Origin of the sequence: Flavobacterium sp. 5, assembly GCF_002813295.1 — a bacterium.
Lineage (GTDB): Bacteria > Bacteroidota > Bacteroidia > Flavobacteriales > Flavobacteriaceae > Flavobacterium.
Genome location: NZ_PHUE01000001.1, coordinates 3918804 through 3935720 on the forward strand (window position 1 = coordinate 3918804; position 16917 = coordinate 3935720).

Consider the following 16917-nt stretch of genomic DNA (forward strand, 5'->3'; position numbering starts at 1 on the left):
TATGATTATAGAACCAAGAATGAGAGGATTTATTTGTTTGACTGCTCAGCCAAAGGGAAGCGAACAAAGTGTAAAAAATCAAATTGAATATGTAAAATCAAAAGGAACTATAGCAGGAGCTAAGAAAGTTTTGGTTATTGGAGCTTCAACTGGTTTTGGTTTGGCTTCAAGAATTACAAGTGCTTTTGGTTCAGATGCTGCAACAATTGGAGTGTTTTTTGAAAAAGAACCTTCAGAAGGTAAAACAGCTTCTCCAGGTTGGTATAATTCAGCCGCTTTTGAAAATGAAGCTCATAAAGCTGGTTTGTATGCAAAAAGTATCAATGGAGATGCTTTTTCAAATGAAGTTAAAAGACAAACTTTAGATCTAATCAAAGCTGATTTAGGTCAAGTTGATTTAATTATTTACAGTCTTGCTTCACCAGTACGTTTAAACCCAAATACAGGAGTTTTACACCGTTCAACTTTAAAACCAATTGGACAAACATTTACAAATAAAACAGTAGATTTTCATACTGGAAAAGTTTCAGATGTTTCTATTGAACCTTCTTCTGAAGATGATATTGTCAATACAGTTGCTGTAATGGGAGGTGAAGATTGGGCTATGTGGATTGATGCTTTGAAAGCAGAAAATCTATTAGCTCCAGGAGCTACAACGGTTGCTTATTCATATATTGGACCATCATTGACTGAGGCTGTTTATAGAAAAGGAACAATTGGCCGTGCTAAAGATCACTTAGAGGCTACAGCTTTTACAATTACAGATAGCTTAGCCGATATTAATGGTAAAGCTTATGTTTCTGTGAATAAAGCGTTGGTAACTCAAGCTAGTTCTGCCATTCCTGTAATTCCATTGTATATTTCTTTATTGTATAAAATAATGAAAGCAAAAGGCATTCATGAAGGATGTATTGAGCAAATTCAGCGTTTGTACAGCGAAAGATTATATACAGGAGAACCGATGCTTACTGATGATAAAGGTAGAATCCGTATCGATGATTGGGAAATGCGTGAGGATGTTCAGGCTGAAGTTGCAAGACTTTGGGAGCAAGCTACAACTGAAAATTTAGCTGAATTAGGAGATTTAGAAGGATACAGAAGTGATTTCTATAACTTATTTGGTTTTGGTTTTGATGGAGTAGATTACAAAGCAGATACAAACGAATTGGTTAAAGTTCCAAGTATAGCCTAATTTAGATATCAAATTATTTATAATTTTCAAAACACCTTATTGCTTGATGGTTTAAAATCAAGAAAATAAGGTGTTTTTTTTATAATTTTATTTTAAAAAGTCTTATGTATAATTTATTGAAAGGAAAAAGAGGAATTATTTTTGGAGCTTTAGATGAAAATTCTATCGCATGGAAGACGGCTGAGCGTATTCATGAAGAGGGAGGGATTTTTGTGTTGACTAATGCTCCAGCAGCAATGCGATTGGGATCCATTGATGTATTAGCTAAAAAAACAGGAAGTCAGATTATTCCTGCTGATGCGACTATGGTTACTGATTTGGAAACTTTAGTAGATCAAGCTGTTGAGATTCTGGGAGGTAAAATAGATTTTGTTTTACATTCTATTGGTATGTCGGTAAATGTTCGAAAAGGAAATCATTATACAAATCAGAATTATGATTTTACTGAAAAAGGTTGGAACGTTTCTGCTGTTTCTTTCCATAAATTAATGCAGGTATTGTATAAAAAGGATGCTATGAATGAATGGGGAAGTATTATTGCACTCTCTTATATGGCTGCTCAGCGAGTTTTTCCAGATTATAACGATATGGCTGATAATAAAGCATTTTTGGAATCCATTGCACGTAGTTTTGGCTATTTCTTTGGTAGAGACAAAAAAGTTAGAGTGAATACTATTTCGCAATCTCCAACTCCAACCAGAGCGGGTCAAGGTGTAAAAGGATTTGGCGGATTTATAGCTTTTGCAGATAAAATGTCACCATTAGGAAATGCTACAGCTGCTGAATGTGCAGATTATATTGTTGTTATGTTCTCCGATTTAACTAGAAAAGTAACACTTCAAAATTTATTACATGATGGAGGATTTTCTAATATGGGAGTTAGTCAGGAAGTGATGGAGATGTTTGAATAAGAATAAAAGACTGGTTTTGTGTGAAAACCATCTGTATTTGTTAAAAGGTTTTTGCTTAGAAAGAGTACCTTTGCAAAAAAAATAAAAAGAATAAAAAATAATAACTCAATACTATTATGTTGTTTTCATTGATCATTCCTGTTTATAATCGTCCTGATGAAGTTGATGAATTATTAGAAAGTTTAGCAAAATCAACTTATGAACAAATATTTGAAATTGTACTTATAGAAGATGGATCCACAATTCGATGTCAGGATGTTGCTCAAAAATATGGTGATAGATTGGATATTTCTTACTACTATAAAGAGAATTCTGGTCCTGGCGATTCTAGAAATTACGGGATGAGTAAAGCCAGAGGAGACTATTTTATCATTTTTGACTCCGATTGTATTATTCCAAGTAATTATTTGAGTGAAGTGGAAAAAGCTTTGCAGGAAGATTATGTAGATTGCTTTGGAGGTCCAGATAAAGCGTTAGATAGTTTCTCAGATATCCAAAAGGCTATTAATTTTACAATGACTTCTTTTTTAACTACAGGAGGAATCAGAGGAGGTTCTGAAAAAATTGGAAAATTTCAGCCTAGAAGTTTTAATATGGGCTTATCTAATAAAGCATTTAGAGCATCTGGAGGTTTTGGTAATATTCATCCAGGTGAAGATCCTGATTTATCCATTCGTTTATGGGAAATGGGATATGAAACGAAACTTTTAACCAATGCATACGTGTATCACAAGAGAAGAATTGATTGGGATAAATTTACAATACAAGTTAGTAAATTTGGTAAAGCCAGACCAATCCTCAATAGTTGGTATCCTCAGTACAATAAATTAACTTTTTTCTTCCCAACGTTTTTTATAATAGGATTTTTTGTATCTTTAGTATTATTAATTTTTAATCAAGATATTCTTCTTAAAATTTATTTTTGTTATTTTTTGGCATTGTTTTTGTTATCTTCTATACAGAATAAGAGTATTAAAATTGGTTATTTGTCATTAATTGCTGTTTGGAAACAGTTTTATGGTTATGGGATAGGATTTTTAAAATCGTATATTAAAGTAATTATATTGAAGCAAGACCCACAAAAAGCTTTCCCCGAATTGTTTTTTAAAATTTAAAATGGTGAAAATAATTGGTTTAACTGGAGGAATTGGGAGTGGTAAAACTACTGTTGCCAACGAATTTGCCTCAAAGGGAATACCAGTTTACATAACGGATCTAGAAGCAAAGAATTTAATGCAATCAGATACTGTGTTGAATCAGATTCGAAAAGAGTTTGGAGATACTGTATTTGAAAATGGTATACTGATCAGAGATAGATTATCAGAAATTGTTTTTAATAACTCCAATAGTTTAGCTAAACTTAATAATATAGTACACCCTGCAGTAAAGAAGCACTTCAAGCAATGGCTTTTGGAGCATAAAAATGAGCCATTTATTATTTATGAAAGTGCAATTTTATTTGAAAGTGGTAGTTATAAAGAGTGTAATTTTATTATAAACGTAGTAGCTCCTCTTGAAATTAGAATTAAAAGAGTTATTAAAAGAGATAAAACTACGCGTGAAAAAGTTTTAGAAAGAATAAAAAATCAATGGAATGATGAGGAAAAATCAGCAAAAAGTGATTTTATTATTGAAAATATTAGTAAGGAGGCAATAATGTTAGGAATTGTTAAAATTCTTAATTTTTTAAGAATTAAACAAATGAACTCTTAAATGTTAATCTTTGGTTAATGCATTATTTACTATATTGTTAAAATATTAATTTTGCTTGAATGAACAAACTATTTTTTAGATTACTTGTAATGTTAATGAGCTTATCTTTGATTGGGATAATTCTTGTACAAGTGTATTGGTTTAATACTTCATTTAGGAATAATGATGAACAATTTAAATTTCATGTTAAACAAGTAATAGGTAATGTTGCTCAAAAATTGGAACAACATGAGCTTTATAGTTTTTACAATAAAATTAACAAAAAAATAGACAGTACTGGAATAGCGCCTAAGGAGGAGGATTTAATGGAATTTTATTATGTCCAAAAAAATCCAAAAACAAATCAAACTATTGTTTATTCTAATAATATTAAATCAAAGAAATATAATATTTCTTTACCATCATTTGATAAAAAGTTTGACAACAATAAGTTTAAAAGCTTTAGTTCTAGTAGGCTAACAGAGGTTTATAATAATAGTTCTATAGATAATTCAACGGTTAATCAAAGTTTAGTACCGGATGTTAAAATTGAAAAAGTTGGAAATTTAGGTATTTTAGATAAGTTTATTTTTGAGATTTCAAATAAAGATATTTTGTCTGCTATGCCTCTTGAACAAAGAGTTTCTAATGAAGCACTAAATAAATTAATTAAGAAGGAATTAGAAGAGTATGGTGTTAAAACCAAATTTGAGTTTGGAATTTTAAGTAATGGAATAGTAACAAAAATAAAATCGGATAATTTTGTTTACGATAAAGATGTAACTTATTCTATTCCTGTTTTCACAGATAATGAAGGGAATGAAAAATATAAATTATTAGTTGCTTTTCCGCATAAAAAGAAGTTTTTATTATCACAATTGGTTAGTATTACAATATTGTCTATAATTTTTACTTTAATCATTATAATTGCTTACACATCAGCTTTAAATCAATTAATACGTCAAAGACAAATTTCTGAGATCAAAAATGATTTTATTAATAATATGACGCATGAATTTAAAACACCAATTGCAACGATAAATTTAGCTTTGGATGCTATTCGAAATCCTAAAATTATTGATGATAAAGAAAAAGTGTTTAAGTATCTCGAAATGATTAGGGACGAAAATAAACGAATGCATGCTCAGGTTGAAAATGTATTAAGAATTTCAAAGTTAGAGAAGAAAGAACTCAATATTATAAAAGAGTCTAGTGACATCGAAGAAGTTATTAATGATGCTATTGAACATGTGAATTTGATTCTTGAAGATAGAGAAGGTAGCGTCTCAACCCATTTTGGAGCTGGTAGAAAAATAGTTTTACTGAATGATGTTCACTTTACAAATGTGATAGTTAATATTTTAGAAAATGCAATAAAATATACTCCAGATATTCCTAAGATTGATATTTATACAGAGAATATTAAGGACATGGTTCTTATTAAAATAAAAGACAATGGAGTTGGTATGAGTAAAATTGCTCAAAAAAGAATTTTTGAAAAATTTTACAGAGAACATACGGGAGATATACATAATGTAAAAGGCCATGGTTTAGGTTTAGCTTATGTAAAAAGAATTGTAGATGATCATAATGGTCAAATATATGTAGAAAGTGAAAAGGGAAAGGGAAGTACCTTCATTATAAAATTACCTTTAATAAATTAGAGTATGGAAAATACAAATAAAAAAATACTATTAGTAGAAGATGACCTTAATTTTGGTGCAGTTCTAAAAGACTATTTAATGCTAAATGATTTTGAAGTTATTTTGGCGAAAAATGGTATGGAAGGATTTGAGAAATTCAAAAAAGACACATATGATTTATGTATCTTGGATGTAATGATGCCATACAAAGACGGTTATACTTTGGCAAAAGAAATTAGAGAAAAAAATAATGATGTGCCTATTATTTTCCTTACAGCAAAATCTATGAAAGAGGATGTTTTAAAAGGATATAAAGCTGGTGCCGATGATTATTTAAACAAACCTTTTGATTCTGAAGTTTTATTGATGAAAATTAAAGCCATCATTCAAAGAAAAGCATCTGATGTGAAAACAGAAGTTGTTCAATTTGAATTTAATGTGGGTAAATTTCATTTAAATTCGAAACTTCGTTTCTTAACATTCAATAATGAAGAGCCTATTAAGTTATCTCCAAAAGAGAACGAATTACTTAAAATGTTAATTCTGCATGAAAATGATTTGATGCCAAGAGAGTTAGCTTTAACAAAAATCTGGAGAGATGATAATTATTTTACCTCTAGAAGTATGGATGTTTATATTGCTAAACTAAGAAAGTATTTGAAGCAAGATGAGGATGTTGAAATTTTAAACATCCACGGTGAGGGATTTAGATTAGTTGTGAAAGCAAAATAATCAATTGATTTTATAAAAATAAAAAAGCTTCGAAATTAATCGAAGCTTTTTTTATTTCCAGTTGACTTGTAATGCAAAACAAGTTTTATCTTCCTTGGTGATGCTAAAAACCACATCAGTTTCATTGACACATTCATGTATTATTACTTTATCCTTAAGAGATAGTTCTTTTAAAAAGTTCATTTCAAAGCTTTTTATTTGTTGAGACAGTATTTTATTTTCATCTACAAGATCCAAGCACCATTCTAAGTATTTTACATTGTTAGCATGATTAACAATATCTAAATCGGATAAGGAAACAGTTCTTTCGAAAATCTCTTCTTTTTCTTGAGGTAAGTTTATTTTCGAAAATCCCATTTCGGTAGCTTTGTCTTCGGGATATAATTCAAAATGTTTGTAAGGAAGTGCCAAAGGTTCTGGTCTACGGGCTTTGGTGTTGAAAACTGCCCAAAAAGTTTCAGATCCTACTATTTTTTTTCCATTGACATGCATTTCAAGTGCTCTTACAGAACGGGAGTTTTCTAATGAGTTAATCCATGTTTTGACGGTGACAATATCACGCCATTTTGGCAATTCTATAATTTCTACACGCATTCTGCTTAGTACCCAAGCTTGATTGAATTCCTGCATATCGGTAAAACTAATCCCACCAACTTCGGAGTGTGCTGCTGCTGTTAGTTGTAATAAGTTACATAAATCTGTATATTTTAAATAGCCAGTGGGCGTACATTGGGTAAAATTGATTTCCCAATCTTTGCTTAGTATTGATGTGAAATTTTTATCTATTGGCATAATATAATTATGAATTATGAATTATGAATTATGAATTATGAATTATGAATTATGAATTATGAATTATGAATTATGAATTATGAATTAATTCAGTTATATACTTTATGATTTCATTTTTATTGGTCAAATAATCAAACCATTTAGTGTTTTCTTCTCGTTTGAACCAAGTAAGTTGACGTTTTGAAAATCTTCTGGTATTTTTTTTTATTTCTTCAATAGCGAAAGGAAGTGTGAATTCGTCATCAAAGTAATTGAATAATTCCCGATATCCAACAGTTTGTAATGGATTTAAGTCTTTTTGAGGATATAAAGCTTGTGCCTCTTCCAAAAGACCATTTTTCATCATGATATCTACCCGTAGATTTATTCTTTCGTAAATAATGTTTCGATCAGCTTCGAGTCCAATGAGAATGGGTGTGAAATTTCGATTGTTTTTCTTTTGATTTAGAAACGATGAATAGGGTTTTCCTGTTCCAATACAAACTTCTACGAAACGCATCATACGTTGAGGATTTTGTAAGGTTTGAGGGTTTTCTGCTGTTATCTGTTGAAAGTAATTTGGATCTAGTATTTCTAATTGCTGTTGTAGATATTCGATTCCTAAATTTTCATAATCTGAATTTACTTTTTCTCTTATGGATGGATCAATAGCTGGAAATTCGTCGAAACCTTTCAAAATAGCATCGACATACAATCCAGAACCTCCAACGAGAATTACATAATTATTAACTTGGAATAGCTCTTCGATTTTTGAAAGCGCTTCTTTTTCGAAATCGCCTACTGTATAATGGTCAAAAATAGATTTATTTTGAATGAAATGATGTGTTGCTGAAGCCAATTCTTCGGAATTAGGAACTGCAGTTCCAATAGTCATTTCTTTAAAAAATTGACGGCTATCACAGGAAATAATGTCGCAATTATATTGATTAGCCAATTTGATGCTCAAGGCTGTTTTTCCTATGGCTGTTGGTCCAACTATGGTGATTAAATGTTTCATTTAGCTTTATCAATGTCTTTGGTTTTTCTTCTTGATTTTATTTTCAAGCCCATATGTTAATGAAAAACCTAGAATATTATGGAGTTTTAATCTATAGTTGGATTAGTTCCTACTAATAGAGTCGTTTTGTTTGCTCAGAAGATTATATCTTTAAATTATTTTTTAAAAATTAATAATTTTTTGGACTCTATTTTTTCTTAGATAATCTTGAATGTAATTTCGAGTATTTCTATTGTTAGGCATCGGAATCAAAATATTTTTTAGAATTTCTGGAGTATTAATTTGATAATTTAAATCATAAAAAGCATATCCTTTGTAAATACCGTTTTCTATCAATATAGCACTGTGTTCGCCTGTTTTTCTGCCACGGTCAATGATAATTATGTTTTTATTATCAAAAAGATTTTTGTCAATAAAAATCTGAACTCTCGAATTGTACTCTTCGGAAGTTATTTTTTTTGAACAGGCACCGTCACATTGATTGTTTCCATTTTGTGAACAGGTAGTTTTTGAATCCGAAAGACCTGTTAGTTTTGGACACAATTGATAGCTTGTGGTAATGCGATTAAGCGCACCTTTTCCTTCTTGTTGACTGGAAAAAGCAGTTATTTCTTTTTTGCGGCCATCTGCTTTTTGAAGTTTTAAATTCAAGTATCCATCAGTATCTTTTTCAGCATATATAGCCCAATTCAGCGTTTTTTTGCGTGCCATTCTATTGTAAATGGGGCTGTTTTTCTTTATTTCTTCCGATTCTTTCAATAGGGCAATCAATTCACTGCCTGTTTCTTCAAAGGTTACTGTGAATACTTCAGATTGGATTTTTTTGGCACTACTGGTTATGCCGGTAAAATGTTGATTTACTCTTTTTTTTATGTTTTTGCTTTGACCTATATATATAATCGTTCCATCTTGCCGATGGATGTAATAAATTCCAGTTTTGGAAGGGAGGCTTTCGATTATATCCAATAATTTGGGTGAAACGCCTTTGATTACTTCAAACTTGATGAGTTCTTTTACAATGGTTTTTTCTAAATCTTTGTCCAATAGCATCTTGAAAAGCTTGACAGTTGCCATTGCATCGCCACTGGCTCTATGCCTGTCAGCCATTGGAATTCCCAAAGCTCTCACTAGTTTTCCTAGGCTATGAGAAGGTTGTTCGGGTAATAAACGTTGCGATAATTCGACAGTACAAAGAGTTTTTATATTAAAGTCATATCCTAAACGACGAAATTCTGTACGGAGTATTCTGTAATCGAAAGAAGCATTGTGAGCCACAAGTACGCAGTCGTTTGTCATTTCGATAATGCGTTTGGCTACTTCAAAAAACTTAGGGGCATTACGAAGCATTTCGTTGTTTATACCTGTAAGTTTTACGACAAATGGTTGGATTGGAATTTCAGGATTGATTAAACTGATAAATTGATCTACGATTTCATGCCCATCAAATTTATAGATAGCAATTTCCGTGATTCCTTCTTCGTTGAATTGTCCTCCTGTGGTTTCTATGTCAAGTATTGCGTACAAATTCAGTGTTCAGTTTTTTAGTATTCAGTTTTTTATTCTGAGAGCAAAAATAGATCTATCTTCCTCCAAAGATACTACTTCCAATTCGAACCATAGTACTACCGCATGCAATTGCTAATTGGTAATCACCAGACATTCCCATAGAAAGAGATTTTAGATTGCAGATTTCAGATTTCAAATTTTTATGATAGTCAAAAATGGTTTTCAAATGTGTGAATTCTTTTTTGATTTGGTTTTGATTTTCTGTAAAAGTAGCCATTCCCATAAAACCTATAATTCTAATGTTTTTCATTTCTTTGAAAATTGAAGAGGCTAGAAGTGCTGATAATTCTTCTTCATCAAGTCCAAATTTTGATTCTTCTTCAGCGATGTAAATTTGGAGTAAGCAATCAATAACTCGATTGTTTTTCAAGCCCTGTTTATTGATTTCTTCTAATAATTTCAAGCTATCCACTCCGTGAATTAAACCCACGAAAGGGGCCATATATTTAACTTTATTGGTTTGTACATGACCTATCATGTGCCATTCGATATCTTTGGGCATTTGCTCCCATTTATCTAACATTTCCTGTATTTTATTTTCACCAAAAATACGTTGCCCAGAATTATATGCCTCCATCAAATCAGAAACAGGTTTGGTCTTAGAAACAGCTACCAAAGTAACATGCTCAGGAAGAGATAATTTTATATTTTGAAGGTTTTGTTGAATGGACATGAGTTGGAAGATTAAAGATTAAACAAACTGCTTAGAAATCTTTTCAGCTTTTTTACTTTCGCTATAATCATAAAATCCTTCACCAGATTTTACTCCTAATTTTCTAGCCCTTACCATATTTACTAATAAAGGACAAGGAGCGTATTTTGGGTTCTTATAACCATCGTACATTACATTTAGAATTGCAAGACAAACGTCAAGACCAATGAAATCGGCTAGTTGCAAAGGTCCCATAGGGTGTCCCATACCAAGTTTCATTACGGTGTCTATCTCGTAAACTCCTGCTACTTTGTTATATAGTGTTTCTATTGCTTCGTTAATCATTGGCATCAAAATTCGATTGGCTACAAAACCTGGATAATCATTTACTTCAACAGGAGTTTTTCCTAATTTCTCAGATAACTTCATGATGATGGTTGTAACTTCATCGCTAGTATTGTATCCACGAATAATTTCTACTAATTTCATGATTGGCACAGGATTCATAAAATGCATTCCAATTACACGTTCTGGATGTGCTACAACAGCACCAATTTGAGTAATAGAAATAGAAGATGTATTGGTTGCTAAAATCGTATTATGTGAACAGACTTCGTTTAATTGCTTGAAAATATTAAGTTTTAAATCTATATTTTCAGTCGCAGCTTCGACAACTAAATCAGCTCCAATAACTCCGTCTTTAATATCTGTGTAGGTAATAATATTAGTAAAAGTTTTTATTTTGTCTTCTTCAGTAATGGTTCCTTTAGAAAGCATTCTATCTAAATTGGTAGCAATGGTTGCCATTCCTTTATCTAATGATTTTTCGGAAACATCTATTAATTTTACGGTAAAACCACTTTGTGCAAAAGTATGAGCAATTCCGTTACCCATAGTTCCAGCTCCGATTACTGCAATAATTTTCATTTTCTTTGTTTTTATAAGTTAAAAAAGTTTAAAATTTAAAGACTAGTAATTGACTTTAAACCTTAAACTTTAGTAGAACTTTTAGTTTTTTATTTATTAAAACAGTCAATAATTTGATAAGCAACTCTTAATGCATCTGTTGCTTGTTCTAAGGTAACTACTGGTGTTGTATCATTGTTAATTGCATCTGCAAATGTTTCTAATTCATCAAGAATAGCATTGTTTTGTTCCACTTCTGGATTAGAGAAATAGATTTGTCTTTTTACTCCTTCAGCATTTTGCAAAATCATATCAAAATCTCCAGGAACTTCTGGTGCATCTTTCATTTTTACTACTTCACATCTTTTTTCAAGAAAATCAACTGAGATGTACGCATCTTTTTGAAAAAATCTTGATTTACGCATGTTTTTCATTGAAATTCGACTAGCTGTTAAATTAGCCACACAGCCATTTTCGAATTCAATTCGGGCATTTGCAATATCAGGAGTATCACTAATAACTGAAACTCCGCTGGCATTGATGTTTTTTACTTTCGATTTTACAACGCTTAAAATAGCATCAATATCATGTATCATTAAATCCAAAACAACAGGAACATCCGTTCCCCGAGGGTTGAATTCTGCTAATCGATGTGTTTCAATAAACATGGGGTTTTCAATCATGTTTTTGGTAGCAATAAAGGCAGGATTGAATCTTTCTACGTGACCAACCTGACCTTTTACATTATATTCTTTTGCTAATGCAATGATTTCTTCGGCTTCTTCAACGGTATTAGAAATAGGTTTTTCAATAAAAACATGCTTCCCTGATTTGATGGCTACTTTAGCACATTTATAGTGAGAAAGTGTAGGGGTAACGATGTCAATAACATCGACAGCATGAATCAGTGTTGCAATGGTATTGAAATTTTTATAACCAAATTCTTTGTTTATTTTTTCGGCGTTTTCTAGATTGGGGTCATAAAAACCAACTAATTCATACTTTTCAGATTGTTGTAATAAACGCAAATGTATTTTACCTAGATGCCCAGCACCTAATACTCCAATTTTCAGCATAATAATGATGTTTCCACAAAAATAGTAATAAAATAAGAAATTCCAATTTATAAAATTCTAAATTGTATGGTTATTTTTTATTATTATACACGACAATTTGATTTTTATTTTGAGGAAGAAATTGATTTAGTTTTCTATTTTTGTTTTTTAATAAAACTTTAAATTTTGAAAGATACAGCCAAGCATCAAGGACTTCGTAATCAATTAGTAACTACCTTAAAGCAAAAAGGAATTACGGATAAAAATGTGCTAGAAGCTATTAAAAAAATTCCTCGTCATTTGTTTTTAAATTCCAGTTTTGAAGATTACGCTTATCAAGATAAGGCTTTTCCTATTGCAGCAGGTCAGACTATTTCCCAACCTTATACAGTAGCTTTTCAATCTCAATTATTAGAAATTCAAAAAGGACATAAAATACTTGAAATTGGTACAGGATCTGGATACCAAACTGCTGTTTTGTGTTTAATGGGAGCTCAGGTTTTTTCTATAGAAAGACAAAATGAGTTGTTCAAACAAACCTCTACTTTATTACCTAAATTAGGAATTCGTCCTAAGCATCTTTCTTTTGGAGATGGATATAAAGGGCTTACAAATTATGCGCCTTTTGATAGTGTTATTGTAACAGCAGGAGCTCCTTTTATTCCGCAACCTTTAATGGCGCAACTCAAAGTTGGGGGCAGACTTGTTATTCCATTGGGAGAGGATGTTCAAATTATGACAATGCTCATTCGTATCAATGAAACCCAATTTGAAAAACATGAATTTGGTGAGTTTCGTTTTGTTCCTTTATTAGAAGATAAGAATTAAATGAATTATGAATTATGAATTATGAATTATGAATTATGAATTATGAATTATGAATTATGAATTATGAATGTTTTTGATTAAATTCAATATATTAAGAAAGCCTTCTCAAAATAGTATTGAGAAGGCTTTCTAATTTCTTAAAGAAAGATAGTTTTATTTTTTTGCTTTTGGATCCATATAGCCATCAGCTCTCATTTGTTGTACACAGGCTTCCATGATTTCATCAACGGTAGTGTTTATATCTGATACATCAAGTGATTTTGTAGTGGCACTCCAAACTAATTTATTATTTTTTAAATCAAAAATATTAGTTTCAATATAATAGTAAACATTTTCTTGATAGTAGCCCGGAGTGTAATAAGCAGGAGCATAAGCACCATACCATCCACCAAATCCTGCACCGTAACCCATTCCGTAGCCACCTACGTAACCATATCCCATTCCAGGATATCCCATTCCGCCGTAGTAATTTGAAGTTCCAGGAACATATTCAGTTTGTTTGTCAGCTCTAATGAAACGTAAAGTAATAGCTCCGTCAAATCCTTCTGATTGGACAATACTTATTTTTTGCTCCTGAGTAAGGTTTAAATTTTGTTGATTTAAATAATTAAAAGAAGGATTTAATACTGTTGGGTTTATAGATGCAATTCTATTTTCAGTAGCTCTTCTTGTACTTTCGTCTTTTGCTAAAGCAACAACTAATACTTTTTTGAATTGTTCTTTAGAAAGTGTAGCATTTGGATCTTTCCAGCTTGATACTATTGAGGTATTACTTCCGCAACTGGCAAAGAATACACAGATTAAGGCAATTAAAATTTTTCTCATAATTTTGTTTGTTTGTTTTAATACAAGTAAAAGTAATTATTTTTTGACATAAATAACATTAAAAAAAACAAAATTTTAACGAGGTTTTTATTTAATAAGCCTTTTTGATTCTGTCCAAATCTCTTTTGGTATCTTGTTCTTTTAGCGATTCTCTTTTGTCGTACGTTTTTTTACCACGGCAAAGACCTATCTGTAATTTGGCTATTCCTTTTTCATTGGTAAATAATTTCAAGGGAACAATGGTTAATCCTTTGGCTTGTACACTACGGGCTAAACCTTTTAATTCTCTTTTATTTAAAAGTAGTTTGCGTTCACTTCGAGCTTTATGGTTAAATTGATTACCAAAACTATATTCCTCAATATAAGTATTGATAACAAAAAGTTCATTATTGCTAAATTCACAAAAACTTTCAGTAATATTCGCCTTTCCTAATCGAATAGATTTGATTTCGGTTCCAGCCAAAACAATTCCAGCGGTATAAGTTTCTAGAATTTCATAATCGAATCGGGCTCTTTTGTTGAGTATGTTGACAATTTTTTGCATAGTTGGACAAATTTAGGAACTAATTAATGAAAGACCAATTGTTTTTTATAAAATGCTATAAATTTGCAGTTATGGAAAAACAACAATCAAAAGATCCACTTCATGGAATCACGCTTCAAAAAATAGTCGAAACTTTAGTAGAACATTATGGTTTTGATACCTTGGGTGAACTGATTTCTATAAAATGCTTCAATCAAAATCCGACAGTTAAATCAAGTCTTACCTTTTTACGAAAAACAGATTGGGCACGGAAACAAGTAGAAGAGCTTTATGTAAAAACAATTCCGAAATTTAAAAAATAAGATTCAATTGAGGCGATAAGAAATCATTAAACCACCTCTATAGGGTAACCATTCACCACTTTTGTTGTGGTGTTCGACAAATTCGTAACGCTCACCAGTACTTATGTAGTAACCATTGTAATAGGATTGATGCCAACCACCTCCTAAAAAAATATCGAGCATGAATCGGTTATTTATTTTTTTTTGATAACCTATGGTAGCACCTACAAAATAACCAAATCCTTTCTCATACATATCGGTACCCCAATAATCTTTGGTGGGTTTTTGAACATTAAAAATGGAAGCGCCAATATTTGCTCCAGCATAAAAGCCATTGTATTTTTCATGAAAATGATATCTGTATTCAGGTGTAAAAGTGTAAAATTCTCTAGGCTTTCCATCTATTGAACTCCAAAAAGAAGCCAGAACATCAAATTGAAAAGTAGATTTTTTTCCAATGCTAGTTTCTATCCCTATATTTGGCACTAGGACTAAAGCTGTAATAGCATTGACTTTTATATAAGTTTGAGATTGAGAATAAATTGAAATTAAAAGAAATAGAAGAAGAAATAGTTTTTTCATTAAAAAAATCGAGTTATAATGCTGCTAAATTAAGTGATATAAAAGATTCGAGAACAAATATATAACTGATTTAGGGAATAGATTAATTTTTTGTAAGATTTTATGTTTTTTTTATTTAAACCTAAAATTGTAAAAAAGCTAAATAAAAAGAATTACCTGTTTAATTTAGAATAAATCATACTGTCCAGAAAACGACCTTCATAAAATTCATTTTCAATTAAATGAGCTTCCTTTACAAAGCCATTTTTTAATAAAACTTTCTCAGATGCAATATTTTCAGGATCCAAAATAGCCTCTATAGAATGTAGTTTCATTTCGTTAAAACCATATTCAACTACTTTTCGTAATGCTTCTGAAACAATCCCTTTTCCATTGTATTCTGGGAATAGCATATATCCGACTTCAGCTCTGTAATGTTCTGGTTTCATGCGGTAATGTCCTATGATTCCTAGAATTTTTTCGGGATCATTCAAAAATGTAATTCCCCAGTTAATACCAATTCCATTTTCTATTTTGTCATCAAACATTGCAATAAGTTCTAAGGCCTCTTCTTTGGTTTTGAGATAAGGTCTTGGGATGTATTTCATGACTTGCTCATTCGAACGTAAAACCAAAAGAGTGTCTGCATCATTTGCAGTTAATTGCCTTAATAATAATCGTTCGGTTTTTAATATTGGAAATGGTAAAAAATTAATTTTTAGCATAGCATTCAATTTGAGATTGTTTTATAGAACTTCAATAGTGAAAGCAGAATTAAATGTATCATTAGCTTCCAAGATATTAATTCCTTCTTTGTCCAAAAGGGAACCAAATTTATCCACAGTGTCAGAATATCCAAACCACGGTTCAATACAAATAAAAGGAGCATTTGGAGTCCAAATGCCTAAATCTGGAAAATTAGGGTAACTTACTTTTAAAAACGGATTTGAATTCTCTAAAATTGTAACTGATTTGGATTCTATGTTTTTGAAAACTAAAGCATCATTTTCGAATAATTTATGATTCAAATGCAATTGATTTTGATCCAATGATAGGGTATTAGTAGTATTTGAAATTAGCCCATCTTCTAATAAAAAATATTCTAAAGTATCTTTCGTTTCAAAGGCTAAGCTATAATTTTCAAAATTTCCTGGCAAATCAAATGCCGGATGTGCCCCAATTGAAAAAGGCATTATTGATTTTCCTTTGTTAAATACTTTGTATTCTACTTTCAATGTTTTGCCTTCTATAGTATAAATTAAGTACAAATCAAAATCAAAAGGATATTTTTCTTTGGTTTCTTGAGACGCCATTAATAATAAAGTCGCGCTATTTTCTTGTTTGTCAATTATTTTAAATTCTATTTCACGTGCAAAACCGTGACGTGATAAATGATATTCAGAATTGTTATGTTGATAGGAATTATTTTTTAAAGTACCAACTATTGGGAATAAAATAGGAGAGTGTTTTCCCCAAAAGGCAGGATTTCCATTCCAGATATATTCTTTATTCAAATTATCTTTTAAAGAACATAATTCGGCTCCTATGTGTTTTATTTCTGCAGTTAAAAATGAGTTGGAAATAGTTGTAGTCACAATAATAGTTGTTTTTTGTTGTTAAGAAATGCTGTTGTAAAGATATTTTATAATTCTTACTTGAAGAAGAAAAAATAAAAATTATTTGCAGCGAAAATCAATCAAATTCTTAATTTTAAGATGAAAATCATTTTTTTTTCCATTA

At 30.8% G+C, this 16917-nt stretch carries 19 protein-coding genes; 8 read left to right on the plus strand and 11 right to left on the minus strand.

Features of this window, described 5'->3' with window-relative positions; genetic code table 11:
• Window position 1: 1 nt before the first annotated feature.
• The 6 genes from fabV to CLU82_RS16430 all read left to right on the plus strand — a co-directional run bounded on the left by fabV (window position 2) and on the right by CLU82_RS16430 (window position 6170).
• The gene (gene fabV / locus CLU82_RS16405) at window positions 2–1192 is read left to right on the plus strand and encodes an enoyl-ACP reductase FabV (protein ID WP_100844103.1); all 1191 of its coding nucleotides are present in this window, start codon (window positions 2–4) and stop codon (window positions 1190–1192) included.
• A 104-nt stretch (window positions 1193–1296) separates the two neighbouring features.
• A complete protein-coding gene (locus CLU82_RS16410; protein ID WP_100844104.1) occupies window positions 1297–2103 on the plus strand; it encodes an enoyl-ACP reductase in 807 nt (268 codons plus the stop codon).
• Window positions 2104–2219: 116 nt separating this feature from the next.
• The gene (locus CLU82_RS16415) at window positions 2220–3218 is read left to right on the plus strand and encodes a glycosyltransferase family 2 protein (RefSeq protein ID WP_100844105.1); all 999 of its coding nucleotides are present in this window, start codon (window positions 2220–2222) and stop codon (window positions 3216–3218) included.
• Between the two features lies 1 nt (window position 3219).
• The gene (gene coaE / locus CLU82_RS16420) at window positions 3220–3816 is read left to right on the plus strand and encodes a dephospho-CoA kinase (RefSeq protein WP_100844106.1); all 597 of its coding nucleotides are present in this window, start codon (window positions 3220–3222) and stop codon (window positions 3814–3816) included.
• Between the two features lie 59 nt (window positions 3817–3875).
• The gene (locus CLU82_RS16425) at window positions 3876–5459 is read left to right on the plus strand and encodes a sensor histidine kinase KdpD (RefSeq protein WP_100844107.1); all 1584 of its coding nucleotides are present in this window, start codon (window positions 3876–3878) and stop codon (window positions 5457–5459) included.
• 3 nt (window positions 5460–5462) lie between these two features.
• Window positions 5463–6170: a response regulator transcription factor gene (locus CLU82_RS16430; RefSeq protein ID WP_100844108.1), complete on the plus strand. Its 708-nt coding sequence runs from the start codon at window positions 5463–5465 to the stop codon at window positions 6168–6170.
• Window positions 6171–6221: 51 nt separating this feature from the next.
• Here the strand turns inward: CLU82_RS16430 and CLU82_RS16435 are convergent, their stop codons facing one another.
• The 6 genes from CLU82_RS16435 to CLU82_RS16460 form a co-directional block, all read right to left on the minus strand.
• Entirely contained in the window at window positions 6222–6962 is a 741-nt protein-coding gene (locus CLU82_RS16435) for an acyl-[acyl-carrier-protein] thioesterase (protein WP_100844109.1), read from the minus strand.
• A gap of 70 nt (window positions 6963–7032) precedes the next feature.
• A complete protein-coding gene (miaA, locus tag CLU82_RS16440) occupies window positions 7033–7959 on the minus strand; it encodes a tRNA (adenosine(37)-N6)-dimethylallyltransferase MiaA (protein ID WP_100844110.1) in 927 nt (308 codons plus the stop codon).
• Between the two features lie 162 nt (window positions 7960–8121).
• The gene (locus CLU82_RS16445; protein ID WP_100844111.1) at window positions 8122–9483 is read right to left on the minus strand and encodes an exonuclease domain-containing protein; all 1362 of its coding nucleotides are present in this window, start codon (window positions 9481–9483) and stop codon (window positions 8122–8124) included.
• 55 nt (window positions 9484–9538) lie between these two features.
• Entirely contained in the window at window positions 9539–10198 is a 660-nt protein-coding gene (locus CLU82_RS16450; protein ID WP_100844112.1) for a YggS family pyridoxal phosphate-dependent enzyme, read from the minus strand.
• Window positions 10199–10216: 18 nt separating this feature from the next.
• Window positions 10217–11104, minus strand: a complete 888-nt coding sequence (locus CLU82_RS16455) for a 3-hydroxyacyl-CoA dehydrogenase family protein (protein ID WP_100844113.1) — start codon at window positions 11102–11104, stop codon at window positions 10217–10219.
• Between the two features lie 89 nt (window positions 11105–11193).
• A complete protein-coding gene (locus CLU82_RS16460; RefSeq protein ID WP_100844114.1) occupies window positions 11194–12159 on the minus strand; it encodes a Gfo/Idh/MocA family protein in 966 nt (321 codons plus the stop codon).
• Between the two features lie 165 nt (window positions 12160–12324).
• Here CLU82_RS16460 and CLU82_RS16465 point away from each other — a divergent pair, with 165 nt between their 5' ends.
• On the plus strand, window positions 12325–12966 hold the full coding sequence (locus CLU82_RS16465; RefSeq protein ID WP_100844115.1) for a protein-L-isoaspartate(D-aspartate) O-methyltransferase: 642 nt from the start codon (window positions 12325–12327) through the stop codon (window positions 12964–12966).
• Window positions 12967–13119: 153 nt separating this feature from the next.
• Here CLU82_RS16465 and CLU82_RS16470 read toward each other — a convergent pair whose 3' ends face one another.
• Window positions 13120–13791, minus strand: coding sequence for a hypothetical protein (locus CLU82_RS16470; RefSeq protein WP_100844116.1), 672 nt, complete (start codon window positions 13789–13791; stop codon window positions 13120–13122).
• Window positions 13792–13882: 91 nt separating this feature from the next.
• On the minus strand, window positions 13883–14335 hold the full coding sequence (smpB, locus tag CLU82_RS16475; protein WP_100844117.1) for an SsrA-binding protein SmpB: 453 nt from the start codon (window positions 14333–14335) through the stop codon (window positions 13883–13885).
• Between the two features lie 71 nt (window positions 14336–14406).
• Here smpB and CLU82_RS16480 point away from each other — a divergent pair, with 71 nt between their 5' ends.
• Window positions 14407–14637 (plus strand): VF530 family DNA-binding protein, encoded by a 231-nt coding sequence (locus CLU82_RS16480; RefSeq protein WP_100845063.1) that lies wholly within the window; start codon window positions 14407–14409, stop codon window positions 14635–14637.
• A 3-nt stretch (window positions 14638–14640) separates the two neighbouring features.
• Here CLU82_RS16480 and CLU82_RS16485 read toward each other — a convergent pair whose 3' ends face one another.
• The 3 genes from CLU82_RS16485 to CLU82_RS16495 all read right to left on the minus strand — a co-directional run bounded on the left by CLU82_RS16485 (window position 14641) and on the right by CLU82_RS16495 (window position 16772).
• On the minus strand, window positions 14641–15198 hold the full coding sequence (locus tag CLU82_RS16485) for a DUF3575 domain-containing protein (RefSeq protein WP_100844118.1): 558 nt from the start codon (window positions 15196–15198) through the stop codon (window positions 14641–14643).
• A gap of 152 nt (window positions 15199–15350) precedes the next feature.
• Complete coding sequence (locus CLU82_RS16490; protein ID WP_100844119.1) at window positions 15351–15902, minus strand: GNAT family N-acetyltransferase; 552 nt, start codon at window positions 15900–15902, stop codon at window positions 15351–15353.
• A 21-nt stretch (window positions 15903–15923) separates the two neighbouring features.
• Window positions 15924–16772, minus strand: coding sequence for an aldose 1-epimerase family protein (locus tag CLU82_RS16495; RefSeq protein ID WP_100844120.1), 849 nt, complete (start codon window positions 16770–16772; stop codon window positions 15924–15926).
• Window positions 16773–16917 lie beyond the last annotated feature (145 nt).